Here is a 14,902-nt window from a genome sequence, read left to right as displayed (position 1 = left end):
CATGGCTCTTTTAATACAGTAACATCTCTCTTTTCCCATTATATATGAGTCTGTGTTGGTTTATTGGAGATGACAGGTAGCGTAATTTGTAGTGAAAACGTATCTTCTTCCTGTGACACCTTCAACGTCCCGTTGTGCTGTTCGATCATTTTCTGACAACTAACGAGCCCAATTTCGTTGCTATCTTTCTTTTTGCCAACACGTTTAATCTTATTCTCCACCTCAAGAGTGACCCATTGTTGCTTCAAAGAAATCTGGATATGAACGGGAAACACTGGATCGGCATATTTTCGAATATTTGAAAATATGTTGTCCATTACGCGACGCATGGCGACCAGATTGACTTCAAGTAAAAACTCCTCATGATGTGCATCTGTCTGAACCTGCACATCGATATCGTTTAAAACCACTAATTGTTCATCGATGAGTTGATCGATAAGCGCTCTGCCCTCATACCTTTCAAATTCTATTTCCTCTTCTTCAGCGGCAGAGGATACCGTGAAATATTCAAATAGTTTGTCCGACAGCACTTTGATCTGATAAGCCTTCTCCCGGCTATTATGAATATACTGCAACAGATCCTCATGTGTTTTATACTTGTTGAGCTCTATGATATCCATATACCCTAATAGAATCGTGAGTGGCGTTCGTAAATCATGGGAAATCGCCGTGATCAATTCGCGGTTGGCCATCCTGACCCTCTCCTCGCTGCCGAGCCGCTCCACAAAAGATTTCCTCATCTCATCTATACTCTGGGCCAAAGATGACAGTTCATCCTTTCCCGATACCGTAATCGAATATTCCAAATTTCCACCTTCAAGTATTTTGATCTCTTGTTCAAGCAGGCCAATATACGACGTTTTCTTATTAATTATCAGTAGAAAGGAAACGATGAACACGATAGCTGCTATGAAAACACCAATAATCAGAATGAGGTTGTAATATTGATACTCATAAAAGCCAACCAAATATATTTGGGCATCCTGATCCGCAAAATGGATGGTGGTGATGGGTATTTTCGATGGTACAAATTGAGTTAACAGCTCCTCGTTAATGGCAGGATCAATCTCCGTGTTAGAGGAAAATATCAACTTTTCTTTTTCAAAAATATACAGATTTAAGTAGCGCTCATGACTTATCCAATCAGACAATTGCTCATGATTACGTGTTGACACGTTCTGATTGTTCACGAACGCTTCGAATCGTTCAAGCGCATCTTGCTGCCTGTTCTCTACAAAAGTGGATTTGCTTAAATAACTATCCAATACAGTCTCGCCAACAACTTGTAAAATAACGAAAGTACTTACGGCTATGACCAAAGAAATGACAACCGCCAGAACCAGTTTAATCTTCAGTTTCTTTCCCATTAGTAATCTATTCAATTTTATACCCCTTCCCCCAAACGGTCTTCACATATTTAGGGTTCTGCGGGTCATCCTCCAGTTTGCCTCTCAAATTACGAATATGAACCATCACCGTGTTATTACACGTATAAAAGTAGGGTTGCCCCCAAACACTCTCATATATGTTTTCTGCAGAGAACACCTTTCGTCGCTTCTTAGCCAGCAGCAGCAAAATCTGGTATTCAATTTCAGTTAGAGCAATTTCCTTCTTCCCAACAAACACGGCTTTTGAATCCTGATGGACGGTAAGATCTTTAACGATAATTTGGTCTGTTTCTTCAGTCTTCTCTTTGCCCCGATAAACATAATACCTCCGTAGTAAGGCCTTCACCCTTGAAACGAGTTCTGTATAAGAGAAGGGTTTGGACAAGAAGTCATCACTGCCGGAAGAAAAGGCCAATTGTTTGTCAGAATCCTGCGTTTTCGCCGTGAGAAACAGGATCGGTGCGCTTGTTTGTTCACGAATCTCCAGACAAGCCTTCAAACCTGATTTATTGGGCATCATCATATCCAAGATAATAAGATCCGTCTCTTCGTTTACTTTATCAATCGCATCTTGACCATCTATCGCTTCAATCACTTCATAATTCTCGCTCTCTAATAAAATCCTTACAATTTCACGAATTTCGCTGTTATCATCAGCAATTAGAATTTTCTTGCTCATCTGATCCCTCCGTCTAATTTCAGTATAATATGCGCTATTGGCGACTACCAGCAAATACAATCGACTTAAGAATTCTTCAGAAGTTATGTAGGTATCTCTTAAGAACTTCGACTTATACTGTAAATATCTAGAGGTTACTATACAAAGGGGTCGTAAGTTATGCCACAACCTTCAAAAAAAGTAATGATTAACCTATTGTTGGGTCTATTCATCATGTTGTCCATTGGTCTGCTGGTCTATTATTCTCCGGCCATTATTAAAATCATGTCTTCCATGGACAACTTCAGAGAATATATTCATTCAACCGGACATTGGGGTCCGGTCATGTTTATTTTATTTCAGATTCTTCAGATTGTGGTTGCACCTATTCCAGGAGAAGTGGTACAAATCGCAGGCGGATATATTTACGGTACAACCATTGGTTCATTGTATACAACTGTAGGTTTGATACTAGGCTCAGCGATCGCCTTTTATTTCACTCGTTTTATCGGTCGGGCTTATATTTCACGGCTGCTGCAAAAGAAAAATAATAAATGGATGTCATTTATTCATGATGAGAAGAAGTTCTCCGCTTTTTTATTCATCTTTTTCGTGATTCCCGGCTTGCCCAAAGACATGCTTGTGTTTGTTGCCGCTCTTACCTCAATTCGTTCGTTTAAGTTCTTCATGATCCTTATCGTCGGTCGGCTGCCATGGATCATTGCATCTGCCGCCGTGGGGTCCACCATTCATATGCAACAATATACGATCGCCATTAGTATTTCTGTTATCGCTGTGATCGGGTTCGTGCTCGGTTATATCTACAGGGACAAATTGGTGGGGTTGTTCTCCCGGTCTGACAGAACCAGAACCAGAACCAAAGCCAAACCCAAAGCTACACCCAGCTATAGTAAAGAATAGTGTGTTTGGTAGAATGAAAAGAAATACAATACGAACAAAGCCAATCTATTGATATGAACACTGGAGGTATATCTCATGCAAAACCTTGAAACCAATCGATTAATCCTACGAAATTTCACCGCAACAGACGCAGCCGGACTGTTGGAATACACAGCAAATCCCAGAGTGAATTGCTTTATGGATCACCGAATTTCAACACTGGAAGACGCGGCGGCGGAGGTCGCAAAAAGAAGCAATGACGATTCCCAAATCGCAGTCTGCCTGAAAGACAGTAACGAGCTGATCGGTGAGCTGTTTGGCATGAGGGAAGATCAGGATCCTGATACAGATAAGGATTCGAATTCAGATACGTATAGTATTGGTTGGAATTTTAATGGAAGATTCGAAGGGAAGGGGTACGCAAGTGAAAGCGCTAATGCTTTCATCGAGCACCTCTTTATGGAACAGGGAATAAGAAGAGTGTACGCCTATGTCGAGGATGATAACTTTCGTTCCCAGAAACTGTGTGAGAAGCTGGGCATGCGCCGGGAAGGTCTTTTTTTGGAGTTCATTTCATTTGTCAATAATGAGGACGGCACACCGAAATACGAGAATACGTATCAATATGCTTTGTTGAAAAAGGAATGGCTGGCACAGCGTGAATCGGAGAAATAAAGAAAGACATGCCTATGCGTCATCATTAGTTTAAAAAAGTTATTGAAATGAGAATGTACCCATACCGCACGTACCACTACAAATAAGGCGACTTCTCCCTGGATGAGATTCCAGAGGAAAAGTCGCCGTTTTTATTCTCATACAGAACACTATTGAACGGGCAAGGCATGTATAAGGTCACAATACATTCAACTTGAATCCTAGACGGTGCCGCCCCAATATTGCTTTGCAATCTTCTGCCCTTGATCAATCTTCGCCCATTGCTGAGCTTCACTTAATTCGTTACCGCCATCACAGGATGCAAAGCCGCATTGATGAGACAGCAGCAGTCGATCCTTATCGATGATTTTGGATGCTTCGTCCAGCAAACGGACAACTCGTGTTTCATCATCAAGGGTACTCGTTTTGGAGGAAAGCAAACCCAATACAATTTCCGTTTCCGGTCTGTCCTTGAACACTTCCAGAGCTTCGATGGAACCCGCACGATCATCATCCCACTCCAGGAAGAAACGGTCATACTTCAATTGCTTCAGGAACAGATTGGCGATTTTCACATACGATCCACCGCCCATGTTACGGGAATCATAATTACCGCGGCAGTTATGTGTCCACATTTTCAAGCCCAGGCTATGTCCAAAGTCAATCACGGTATTGTTAATATCAATGAATTCAGAAGCGAGACCTTGTACTTCATCTTGATTAATATGCTCCCCTGTAAATGGAGAGTTCGGATTGTCGTCTGCAAACAGTTCCCACAAGCAATCATCGAATTGCAGAATTTTACCGCCCACTGCAGCGAATTCTTCGACGAATTCCTTATACGCGATTACTAGGCCCTCTTTGAGCTCCTGTTTGTTCTGATAAACGGAATCTGTACCCCCAATGTTATCTGACCAGGAGAGTTCACCGAAAATATGGGATGGCGATGGTACGCAAAGTTTCGTTTGCTGGTCACCCGCCGTGTCTTGCAGTTGTTGGAACAATTGAATGAAATGATGATTTTTTCCGCTTAATTTGTCCGTGATGCGCAGTCCGATATCTTTGCGTGTTTCATACTTCGAAGTTCCGTCCACATCTCTGAAGAAATAGCCGTGATCCGCGATGTAACGCTTCACACCGCCAAATCCCCATACAAAGTCCAGATGCCACATCGATTTGGAGAATTCGCCATCGGTAACAACGGACAAGTTATGTTCGATCTCCTTGGCTACAACTTGTTTGATAGCCTCCGTCTCGCACTTCTCATATCCTTCGTAGTTTTCATAGAACGGATATTGGATATCATCGTTATGTTCAATTTGCGTTTTATATTTCAGCAGCTCTTCCGGCCGCAATAAACTTCCTACGATCTGGAACTTGTCAGTCATGTAAATTACCCCCTCGTTGTATACCATGATCATATCACGCCGAGAGCAGTTAGAAGGGATACTTAAAAACCATAACTGGTTATAGTTAAAAGCTATACCCACTTGTTAGCAGATTTCATTGAATTCGTCACAGTGTATCTCTATCCATGACAAGTTATTTAAATTTCACACCGTACGACGACGCAGTTCATAGAAATATTGCACCGCTGGATGTTTTAATTTGATCTGCTCGGACATGTTCAGAATTCGTTTTTTGCCAACCCGTCTGTCCATTAAAGCCAGAATATTATACAAAATATCATTGCTCACCAGATTATCTTCTATAGAAGTAGATAAATATGTGGTAGCTGCAACGGTAAAATTTGATTTACTGAGTGCAGCCTGTGCCGCCAAAAGCGCTTTGGCATGTACGGAGATTTTTCTGCTCCTTGCCATGATATGCAATCGATCCTCGGGGATATTGCCTTTGGACTCTTGCCGGATAACTTCAATCTCATCTTCACTTACAGGAATGAGCATGTTAGGGTCGTTCTTAATCTCCTGTTCCGTCTGATACCAACGGATCGGCGTTGAAGTATCACTCATATTCAGGATGTTCTTTTGATCTACGGTAATGTAACAATTGCCTGATTTATCAGGGGCATAGCGATAGCTGGTTGCACGATACTCCACTTTTCCAATTAACGCGGGACTAAGAAAACTCTCTAATTGTTGCTTCAGTTTACTCCAGGACATAGATCCTCCTATTATCAAAAGCCTACCGCACGTATTGCGGCGATCATTTTATATACTTTTCAATCCATCAACCCTACGAAAACTCATCTAAAATTATAACATAGCCAAACAAAGCAAAGTCCCCTATTCAATCTGAAAACAGATTCAATTCCTCTGTTCGTCGTATCCGCAGATTAAATCCAGTAATTGGTTTAACATTCCTCATGTGATAAACTTGCAGAAATTATCTGCTTTCTATCCATCTATCATTGCCTATCATTACGAAAATACGATGTCATTCACAAGGAGAGGGATTTTAAATGGCTAAGAAGAAAACAACATTACCTGCTCATATGGAAAAGCTCGTTAAAGATAATGATATCGCTGCGGTAAAAGAGGTTTTCGAGCAATGCGAATGGGATGCCCGTGGGGGCTACAGCAAAGGTACGGCCCTCAGCTTTCGGCATATTTCGGATGAATTGGTTCGCTGGCTGGTAGAGCAAGGGGCAGATATTAATGCACGTGACAAATATCAACGCACGCCTCTACATGCCCATGCCTCACACTGGTCAGGAAATGTCCCCCTGTTTCTTGAATTAGGTGCGGATCTGGACGCTGTGGACTACCAAAATGAAACACCCTTACATGCAGCGGTCAGTGGATATAGAACCACAGTGGTTCAAGCGTTGGTAAACCATGGCGCTGCGATTAACGTAGAAAATAAACAGGGAAATACGCCATTAGCCAAGGGCTTAGTCAATTGCAGGAATAGTGATATTGTCAATCTAGCGGAGATTGCCGCAATTCTGCTGGATGCCGGAGCATCGCTCACCCCGGATATGAAAGAATCGGTGAAGCGGATCGGTAAGGATTTTGAATTCGCCCGTGAGAAGTTCAATAAGGACAAGGTCGATGGAGTTTCAGATGCGCTGATCAAACTGTACCAGCTATTTGATGTCGAGCCGGTCGCGAATCGAATCATGCACGATGGGACCACCCCCATTCAGGTAAAAGAAACCACCTGGCCTAAGCAGCACCAAGAACTGTGGGAATATCTTGTCCCGGCCCAGGGGCATGCGCAAACGGTGCAGGGAGAGATGATCCGCATCACAGGGCGCGTGTCTCATGAAGTATTGGATAATGGGGGAGGTAACTGGGATAAGGAGTATCGCAAGATGCTAGATGCACTGATTCGTCACCTGGGCACTGGTGAACCACTCGCCCCGGCACTTCTCCAAGAAGCATCAGACTTGGTCAGCAGGCTTCATGATGGATATGATTTTGATGCGCCTGCCAGATTATCCGAGTTGGCGGTATTATGGGTAGTTACCAATCCTCAGCCGATCGCCATGGCCCAATCGGAGTATACGCGTTAACGCTCCAAGGAGACGACAACAGCTAAAAAAGAAGCGGAGTTGCTCCCGCTTCTTTTTTAGCTGTTATTTTCTTAATAACCGTCAATACATCATAACTACTAATCTTTCCTGACTAAGTGCGAGTAATACTCGACATGGCTTGAGAGCCTACCATGGATGAAGTTGCTAATATGTCGGGATACCCTCATGATTTCCCACTTTGGAAGTACTCCTAAATAACGTAACTCTTCAATCCCTGTTAGTTTGTTGACCGGAGTATGACGCTTGCCCACACCAAAACTAACCTTACTTATCGTCCGTTCTTTCTCCGAACTCGGAAACTTAAATCCCACGTTCCTCCGCCTCAACTTGATCCTTATTTCCAAATTCATGGAGCAGCGTACGAACTTCACTTGTCGACTTGGCGTTCATTAGGCTGTTTCTGAGTTCACTAGCTCCTCGAAATCCGCGGACATAGACTTTAAAGAAACGGGCAAGCGCGCTGAACGAACGTGGCTCCTGTCCTGAATATTGATCATGGAGATCCAGATGCAGCCGTAGCAGATCAAGCAATTCCTCACTGCTGTGTTCTTTCGGCTCCTTCTCAAACGCAAACGGATTCTGGAAAATACCGCGTCCAATCATAATGCCATCCACACCATATTGCTCCGCGAGTCTAACGCCTGTCTCACGGTCCGGAATATCCCCGTTAATCGTCAGAAGTGTATTCGGTGCGATCTCATCACGAAGCTGCTTAATCTCCGGAATCAGTTCCCAGTGAGCGTCTACCTTGCTCATTTCTTCTCTCGTCCGCAAGTGGATGGACAGATTCACGATGTCCTGTTGCAAAATATGAGTTAACCAGTCGCGCCATTCGTCGACTTCCGTGAATCCGAGACGCGTTTTTACACTGACCGGCAGTCCTCCGGCCTTCGCCGCCTGAATAATCTCCGCCGCAAGAGCCGGGCGGCAGATCAAGCCGCTTCCTTTTCCATTCTCAGCCACATTCGCTACAGGACAGCCCATATTAATATCGATACCTTTAAAGCCTTCCTTCGCCATACCGATACTCATCTCACGAAAGAATTCCGGTTTATCTCCCCAGATGTGAGCCACAATCGGCTGTTCATCTGCTGTAAATGTCAAACGCCCACGCACACTCTTGTGCCCCTCCGGGTGACAATAACTCTCCGTGTTCGCAAATTCCGTAAAAAATACATCTGGTCGTCCTGCTTCACTCACCACATGACGAAACACAACATCCGTCACATCCTCCATCGGTGCCAATATAAAAAATGGTCGTGGCAATTCACGCCAAAAATTGTCTTTCGTCATATCCAAAACCTCTCTATGCATACTAGGGAACTTCTTTATCCCGAAAATGTTAAATCCATCTGTAACCGATTATATCACACCCCCGAGAGAAGCATACTTCTCCCGCCAGCCTGAATAAACAACGTCGACTACGTAGGAATGGATATCTAAATCTCTTGAATGTACCATTATAAAACCACTGCTTGGCGCAAGACAACTTCATTATCCACATTTATACTAACTTCTTTTTTCCATCTGTTCATTCCTATGCATTCACTTTATTTAACCTATCAAGGAGTAGCTATATATGTTTGACATCATAATACATCATATATATTATAGATACATGTAATCTTTAATTAAAACCAGACAGTGTCAGACCTTGCTCGAGATTGCAGTTTAACATACAACAGACAGTACAGTTAGAAAGGAGATCAATAAACATGGATGTACTAAAAAGTCAGTACGACATGATTAAACGGACAAGGGAATCCCTCTTCCGAATGTGTGAAAACATGTCCCCCACAGCGTATATTAAACCGGTAGAAGCTTTAGGTGGAGATTCAATTCGTAACCTGCATGTTCATGTTACAGATTGTTATCGCGTATGGTTAGGTGTGCGTGGTCTTGGGCGATCCATGCCCAAAATAAAACCAGAATCCATCCAAAATGTTCAGCAGATGCGTAAATTATTTGAGGCGACAGACTTACTCGTTGACGAATTCCTGCAGAATTTTAGAAGCAACTGGAACCCCGACATTCAATCCAGTTGGATGAGTGAAACCGCCGAATTAAGTGAATTATGGCTTTTTACACATTGCACAACCCATGAATTCCATCATCGGGGACAAATCGCGAAAATGGCCAGATTACTTGGGTACATCCCGCCCAAAATGAATTTATCAAAATAAAATGAGCCTGGGAATCATCTATTTAACAAAATAGATCAACGGTATGCCATTCTGCTTGATTCTTATCAAGTATAGGCTTTTTTTGTTATGCCTTTTTTTCGACACATTAAAGATAATGAATATCTTGCTAGGCTTCATCCTCTCTCTTCATGAAACGTGTTCTCATACCAGGAAATCAGGAAGATTAGGTATATTATGAATCCAACTGTACACCCTTAATGGGAAAAAAGCGGAATGAGCACTAATTAGCACTCATTCCGCTTTTCTAGCTTCCCCGGACTGTACCTTACAAATCATCCAAAAGTTTAACGATTACCACCTAGATTAGATTCGACTTCTGTAACAATCTCTGCATGATCGTGGCAATCTCGGCACGTGTGATCTTACCTTTTGGCGCCAATAAAGACTGGCTGCGACCTTGCACAAGACCGTACTTCACGTTGTCCACTGCACTGCTGCGTGCCCATGAGGATACAGTAGTCTCATCTTGGAACATCTGGAGCGTGGCATCTAAAGACTCTGCGTTCAGGCTATCTTTTAATCCAGTAATCGTCATCGCTTTCGCCAATATAACCATCGCTTGTTCTCTTGTAATCGTTTCGTTAGGATGGAAAGTACCACCTTTGAAGCCGTCGATCAGCCCATATGCATGTGCTGTGCGGATAGCACCATTGTACCAATCCTCGGTCTTCACATCCGAAAATGGAGTTTCCCCATTCTCCGGACGAAGTCCCAGACCACGAACAACGATGGCAGCGAACTCTGCACGAGTCACGGCTCGATCAGGATTGAAGATACCATTGCCAACGCCCTCCACAATCATGCGAGATCCCATATCATTTACAGCTTCTTTACCCCAATGATGCATTACGTCTGTAAATTGTAATGGATGCCACACTACTGCATATGTGCTATTGGTCAGGCTGTTAATTTGAGCTTCGTATCGGCCATTGTTTTGACGTACTTTGGTCGGGACATGACGAACTGATCCGTCTGGCTCCACGACAACGCCAGTTGTAATTTTGTTCGGATCTATGCCTTCTGGCATGGCTATCGTTCTTTCGACATATGCATCGAAGTTTTTTACTTCAACAGACTTGTCACCATAAACGGCATTAACTGTAAAATTAAGCGGCTGAGCAATCAGAGTTAAATCATTCTGAGCGACTGCGCGCCCTACAATGTCCGATTGAACTGAGGTCGGAGCTGCAATTTCAATCTGTACCTTGATTTCCTGCAAGTCATTAGACACTCCAACTTGGCTCGCAATCTCCCCAATGCGGATTTGTCCAGCAGGAACAGTGTACGAAGCCTGCTCTGTTTTGAATTCGAGAATAGCTTGATAATCTTCCATCGTTTTAATCATCTCGCCTGTAAGCTCACCCACAAAAACGTCGTACGTTTGATTAATAGGAATTGTGACAACCGCGTGTTGTCCTTCCTCTGCCAATCTGTCATTCAGCTTCTGCTGATCTACTACAATCGTCAATGCGGTTTGTTGGTCACGCCGGGATATGATCGCTTGTCCAGCATTTTCCACTTTTCCATTAACCAAAATATTGACGCCTGTAGTTGGTGTTGTTGTCGGTGGTGTGACAGGCGTTAACTGTGGGTTTGATGGAGCTTGTGTTACAGGCGGGTTGGTTGACGGAGCAGAGGCCGCTGCAGGCACAACTGCATTGGACCTAGCCGAATCTGTACTTTTGCCTGCACCGTTAATGGCTTTCACCGTAAAAGTATAGCTTATTCCGTTACTCAATCCCGTTACTGTTATTGGACTAGTACTGCCTGTAATTATCGTATTCCCAGGCGATACAGTCACTTCGTATCCCGTAATTGGACTTCCACCATCATGAACTGGCGCTGCAAATCTTACGGTCGCTTGTCCGTTGCCCGATGTCGCTGTCACATCTGTTGGCGATCCCGGAACGCTTGATGGAATTACACTTACTTGATTGGAGGCTTCACTAAGCCCTCCCTTATTCTCTGCTTTTACAACAAAGTAATAAGTCTTGCCGTTAACCAACTCAGGAATGGTATAAGGTGATGATGCCTCGGCTGTAATTTCAACCCTATGATCAGGATCATCATCTGTTGCCATGTAAATTCGGTACTCTACATCGGGTTCCGTTTCCCATTTCAACGTGACATGACCATCCCCAGGTTCGGCTGTCAGATTCCGAGGGTTGGCTGGCGCATTAGGCAGATTTACGGCCTGTATTACTTTGAAAGTGACTGGTACCATCAGATCTGCTGTCAACGTAACCGTTGCTGTATATGTTCCTGCGGGCAATCCGTCCTTGGCACGGAGAGTGAAATCTGTCTGATCACCAGCGATCAATTCAGCATCCGGCTGCGTAATAACAAAGGCATCCGAATCATGCCCGCTCAGAGAGGCAGATAAATGAACCAGATTTCCTGTTCCCGTATGCTGAATGGATACGCTGTTCGTTTCCTGAGTACCGGATTCATAATCGAGCATGAGCGGTTCCAATGTGCGATCTTCAATTGGAGCAATCGTATACGTTGGAGCTGCTGTCACCGTAAGAACCATGCTGCCTTTTTTGCTGATATCTGCTGTTGAGGTCGCGTAAATGGTATATTCCCCTGGCTCGGCATCGGCTTCTACCGTAACATAGCCGGAATCGCTGACCTTCACCTTGTTGGTTGCATCGCTACTGCTCCACATCACCGTTACATCCGCTCCGCCTACGGTATCAACCGTTGCCGTCAGTTGTCTGCTCTCTCCCTGCATAAGGCTGTCCGTAATCGGATTAACCGTGACGCTGTTCACGGCCGGTGCATACGTCACCTTAATGGTTGCCGTTGCAACCTTGGTTAGATCGTACACGGATGTCGCTGTAATCACATAGTCACCTGGCACGGCATCGGAAGCAACGCTAACATTTCCCATGCTGCTTACGGTTACCTTGTTGCTGGAATCGTTGCTCGTCCACATCACGGAAGAATCGGCTCCACCTACCGCAGTTACCGTGGCAGTGAGTTGCTCGGTTCTTCCTTGTGCGACAGAAGCATTTTCCGGATTGACAGCGATATTGTGAATAGCTGGCGCATACATCACGGTAACGGTTGCCCTTCCCATCTTGCTGCTGTCTTCAATCGATGTAGCTGTTATCGTATAATCCCCTGGTACAGCATCCGCTGCAACCGTTACGAAGCCGGTATTACTTACAGAGACTTTGCCGGTTAGATCACTGCTGCTCCATGTTACCTCCGTCGAAGCTCCACCGACTGCCTCAACGATTGCCTCTAACTGTGTACCATCTCCTTGCACGATGCTTGCTGGATCAGGCGTAACGATAACTCCATTTACTGCTGGTGCATACGTCACCGTAATGGTTGCTGTACCCACCTTACTGCTGTCTACCGTCGAAGTTGCCGTAATGGTGTAGTTCCCTGGCATAGCGTCTGGGGCAACCGTCACGAAGCCAGTATCGCTTACCTCAACCTTGTGATCCGTATCACTGCTGGCCCATGTCACCGTTGCTCCGGCCCCACCTACAGCGTTTACCGTTGCGACCAGTTGTCTGCTCTCTCCTTGCATCAAACTGTCGGTATCTGGGCTAACACTAACGCTATTAACAGCTGGTGCATAGGTAACCGTAATGACCGCTGATTGCCTCTTACCCGTATCATAAGTGGAAGATGCTGTAATGATGTAGTCGCCCGGTGCAGCATCCGATGCTACACTAACCTTCCCCGTTGCATCTACCGTTACTTTGTTACTGAGATCACTGCTATGCCAGCTTACCGTGTCTGGCGCTCCACCTACGGCAACTACCGTTGCCGTTAACTGGGTGCTCTCACCCTGCATCAGGCTATCCGTACTTGGATTAACGGTTATACTCTGAACTGCTGGTGCATATGTCACCGTAACGGTTGATGTAGCTGTCTTGGTACTATCGAACGTGGAAGTCGCCGTGATGATGTAATTACCTGGTGTTGCGTCCCGTGCAACTGTAACTAAACCCGTAGCATTAACTGCGACCTTGTTCGTTGCATCACTACTGCTCCATGTCACCGTTGTTGGCGCCTCTCCTACGGCGTTAACAGCAGCCGATAGTTGCCTGCTTCCACCCTGCATCGTACTTGTCGTGATCGGGCTCACAGTTACACTGGTGACGCTTGGTGGAGGCGGCGGCGTGAATTGGGCTGCCCTTATATTTACCACTTTTCTGTCATCCTCATCCCACACCGCATACAGTGCTCCATTCATTGCTGTTATGGCAGGACTTGTGGCAGTTTTAGTTGTAAAAACATTCAATCCACCATTCCTTCCATTTTCAGCTAGAACCCATCCATTGCCGTCATATTTTTTCACACGAATCTTAAAAATAGCAATAGCATTACTGATCACTCCGGAATATTCGCCCCAAACGGCATATAATTCATTATTCAGAGTTGCCAGCTCCACTGTGAAGGTACGAAAATCAGTGCCAACATTAATCCCTGTCTGTCCCCCACCGTCAATACTGGTCCAGTTGTTACCATCGTACTGTTTTACTCGGACTTGATCGTCTGTTCTACTGATTGGTTCTGTCCATGCCATGTATAAGATATCGTTAATAACAGCAAATGAGGGATTGGTTGGAATAACCGTAGAAGTTATATTTAATCCAACCCCACCGTCTGCCAATGACCAGTTTGATCCAGCATATTTTTTGACACGCAACTGATACTTGGCACCGGTCAAATACTCGACCCACGCTACGTATAAATCATCCCCCATTACTGTAATGATGGGCGTTGCTGCACCACTACCCGGGTTTACGTTTAATCCCTCTGTTCCGCCCCCATCGAGGCTTGCCCACGTGGTGCCATTATACTTCTTCATGCGAATCTTAGCTGCTTCAACCCAAGTTGCGTACAACTCCCCTTTATATGCAGTTAACATGGGAGTACTCGCATTTAATGAGGGACTTTCATTAATTCCTTCTGTGCTTCCTCCTTCAGCATTTGTCCAGCTCGTACCGTCATATTTTTTGACCCGAATCTGGCCAATAGAAGAAGTTTTCATTTCCGTCCAAGACAAATATAGAGCGTTATTGTACACGGCGAGGGTCGGAGATACGACATCTTTGGTTAAATCGTAATTCAGACCATATGTTGGGTGACCGCCGTCAACACTAATCCAGTTTGAGCCATTAAACTTTTTAACTCTGATCTGGCTAATCGTAGGCGTACTCGGAATCGTTTCTTTCCATGCCACATAAATCTCACCATTCCATTCCACTATGGCAGGTTTTTCACCCCTCATGGCTGAATTTACATTAATGCCAGTTGCTCCATTCCCATCAATGATCGACCAGCCGGATGCCGCCGAAGTTACACCGCCCCCAATCACTAAAGATGGTATAAAAAGAATGATGGCTAGAAACAGATGTGCCATTCTTCGAAAATTTCCGTATTTCTTACTTGCTCCCCCCACTGAAATCATTACATGTCTCCCCCTCCGCAATATTAATCAGTTGCATTCTACTCAGCATAACGGAGCACACCTTAAAAAAACCTTAAAAAACGATGTTATTCGACTTTATTCGACGACATTAATCATACCCGTCCACCAATCCACATTTTCAGTTAACTATCCATCAAATAA

Annotated in this window: 10 protein-coding genes; 4 read left to right on the top strand and 6 right to left on the bottom strand. The window is 44.5% G+C overall.

Going from position 1 to position 14,902, the window contains the following annotated elements; genetic code table 11:
* Nucleotides 1-38: 38 nt before the first annotated feature.
* Together NLBNIHML_RS21460 and NLBNIHML_RS21455 are read right to left on the bottom strand one after the other, a co-directional pair.
* On the bottom strand, nucleotides 39-1,382 hold the full coding sequence (locus NLBNIHML_RS21460) for a HAMP domain-containing sensor histidine kinase (protein ID WP_494352700.1): 1,344 nt from the start codon (nucleotides 1,380-1,382) through the stop codon (nucleotides 39-41).
* The gene (locus tag NLBNIHML_RS21455; protein WP_339239549.1) at nucleotides 1,375-2,067 is read right to left on the bottom strand and encodes a response regulator transcription factor; all 693 of its coding nucleotides are present in this window, start codon (nucleotides 2,065-2,067) and stop codon (nucleotides 1,375-1,377) included. The genes NLBNIHML_RS21460 and NLBNIHML_RS21455 overlap by 8 nt, the downstream gene beginning before the upstream one ends.
* A 159-nt stretch (nucleotides 2,068-2,226) precedes the next feature.
* Here NLBNIHML_RS21455 and NLBNIHML_RS21450 point away from each other — a divergent pair, with 159 nt between their 5' ends.
* Nucleotides 2,227-2,967: a TVP38/TMEM64 family protein gene (locus NLBNIHML_RS21450; RefSeq protein WP_494352699.1), complete on the top strand. Its 741-nt coding sequence runs from the start codon at nucleotides 2,227-2,229 to the stop codon at nucleotides 2,965-2,967.
* Between the two features lie 75 nt (nucleotides 2,968-3,042).
* Nucleotides 3,043-3,621: a GNAT family N-acetyltransferase gene (locus NLBNIHML_RS21445; protein ID WP_339239547.1), complete on the top strand. Its 579-nt coding sequence runs from the start codon at nucleotides 3,043-3,045 to the stop codon at nucleotides 3,619-3,621.
* A 200-nt stretch (nucleotides 3,622-3,821) separates the two neighbouring features.
* Here NLBNIHML_RS21445 and NLBNIHML_RS21440 read toward each other — a convergent pair whose 3' ends face one another.
* Complete coding sequence (locus tag NLBNIHML_RS21440; protein ID WP_339258848.1) at nucleotides 3,822-4,988, bottom strand: uroporphyrinogen decarboxylase/cobalamine-independent methonine synthase family protein; 1,167 nt, start codon at nucleotides 4,986-4,988, stop codon at nucleotides 3,822-3,824.
* 165 nt (nucleotides 4,989-5,153) lie between these two features.
* Nucleotides 5,154-5,723: an SF0329 family protein gene (locus NLBNIHML_RS21435; RefSeq protein WP_494352698.1), complete on the bottom strand. Its 570-nt coding sequence runs from the start codon at nucleotides 5,721-5,723 to the stop codon at nucleotides 5,154-5,156.
* A 299-nt stretch (nucleotides 5,724-6,022) separates the two neighbouring features.
* Here NLBNIHML_RS21435 and NLBNIHML_RS21430 point away from each other — a divergent pair, with 299 nt between their 5' ends.
* Nucleotides 6,023-7,078, top strand: a complete 1,056-nt coding sequence (locus tag NLBNIHML_RS21430) for an ankyrin repeat domain-containing protein (RefSeq protein ID WP_494352697.1) — start codon at nucleotides 6,023-6,025, stop codon at nucleotides 7,076-7,078.
* A gap of 321 nt (nucleotides 7,079-7,399) precedes the next feature.
* Here the strand turns inward: NLBNIHML_RS21430 and NLBNIHML_RS21425 are convergent, their stop codons facing one another.
* The gene (locus NLBNIHML_RS21425) at nucleotides 7,400-8,392 is read right to left on the bottom strand and encodes a tRNA dihydrouridine synthase (protein ID WP_342571843.1); all 993 of its coding nucleotides are present in this window, start codon (nucleotides 8,390-8,392) and stop codon (nucleotides 7,400-7,402) included.
* 422 nt (nucleotides 8,393-8,814) lie between these two features.
* Here NLBNIHML_RS21425 and NLBNIHML_RS21420 point away from each other — a divergent pair, with 422 nt between their 5' ends.
* Nucleotides 8,815-9,282, top strand: coding sequence for a DinB family protein (locus NLBNIHML_RS21420; protein ID WP_494352696.1), 468 nt, complete (start codon nucleotides 8,815-8,817; stop codon nucleotides 9,280-9,282).
* A 319-nt stretch (nucleotides 9,283-9,601) separates the two neighbouring features.
* On the opposite strand, the gene NLBNIHML_RS21415 is transcribed toward NLBNIHML_RS21420, so the two are convergent.
* A complete protein-coding gene (locus NLBNIHML_RS21415) occupies nucleotides 9,602-14,740 on the bottom strand; it encodes an Ig-like domain-containing protein (protein ID WP_494352695.1) in 5,139 nt (1,712 codons plus the stop codon).
* Between the last annotated feature and the right edge of the window lie 162 nt (nucleotides 14,741-14,902).

This window comes from Paenibacillus sp. JNU01, from assembly GCF_059130585.1.
Note: the sequence above shows the minus strand (reverse complement) of the source record. Positions and strands in the feature narration are given on the sequence as shown.

Excerpts from the sequence above, each read along its gene's own strand:
- NLBNIHML_RS21455 (WP_339239549.1), bottom strand. The coding sequence starts at position 2,067 with ATGAGCAAGAAAATTCTAATTGCTGATGATAACAGCGAAATTCGTGAA.
- NLBNIHML_RS21450 (WP_494352699.1), top strand. The coding sequence starts at position 2,227 with ATGCCACAACCTTCAAAAAAAGTAATGATTAACCTATTGTTGGGTCTA.
- NLBNIHML_RS21445 (WP_339239547.1), top strand. The coding sequence starts at position 3,043 with ATGCAAAACCTTGAAACCAATCGATTAATCCTACGAAATTTCACCGCA.
- NLBNIHML_RS21440 (WP_339258848.1), bottom strand. The coding sequence starts at position 4,988 with ATGACTGACAAGTTCCAGATCGTAGGAAGTTTATTGCGGCCGGAAGAG.
- NLBNIHML_RS21435 (WP_494352698.1), bottom strand. The coding sequence starts at position 5,723 with ATGTCCTGGAGTAAACTGAAGCAACAATTAGAGAGTTTTCTTAGTCCC.
- NLBNIHML_RS21430 (WP_494352697.1), top strand. The coding sequence starts at position 6,023 with ATGGCTAAGAAGAAAACAACATTACCTGCTCATATGGAAAAGCTCGTT.
- NLBNIHML_RS21425 (WP_342571843.1), bottom strand. The coding sequence starts at position 8,392 with ATGACGAAAGACAATTTTTGGCGTGAATTGCCACGACCATTTTTTATA.
- NLBNIHML_RS21420 (WP_494352696.1), top strand. The coding sequence starts at position 8,815 with ATGGATGTACTAAAAAGTCAGTACGACATGATTAAACGGACAAGGGAA.
- NLBNIHML_RS21415 (WP_494352695.1), bottom strand. The coding sequence starts at position 14,740 with ATGATTTCAGTGGGGGGAGCAAGTAAGAAATACGGAAATTTTCGAAGA.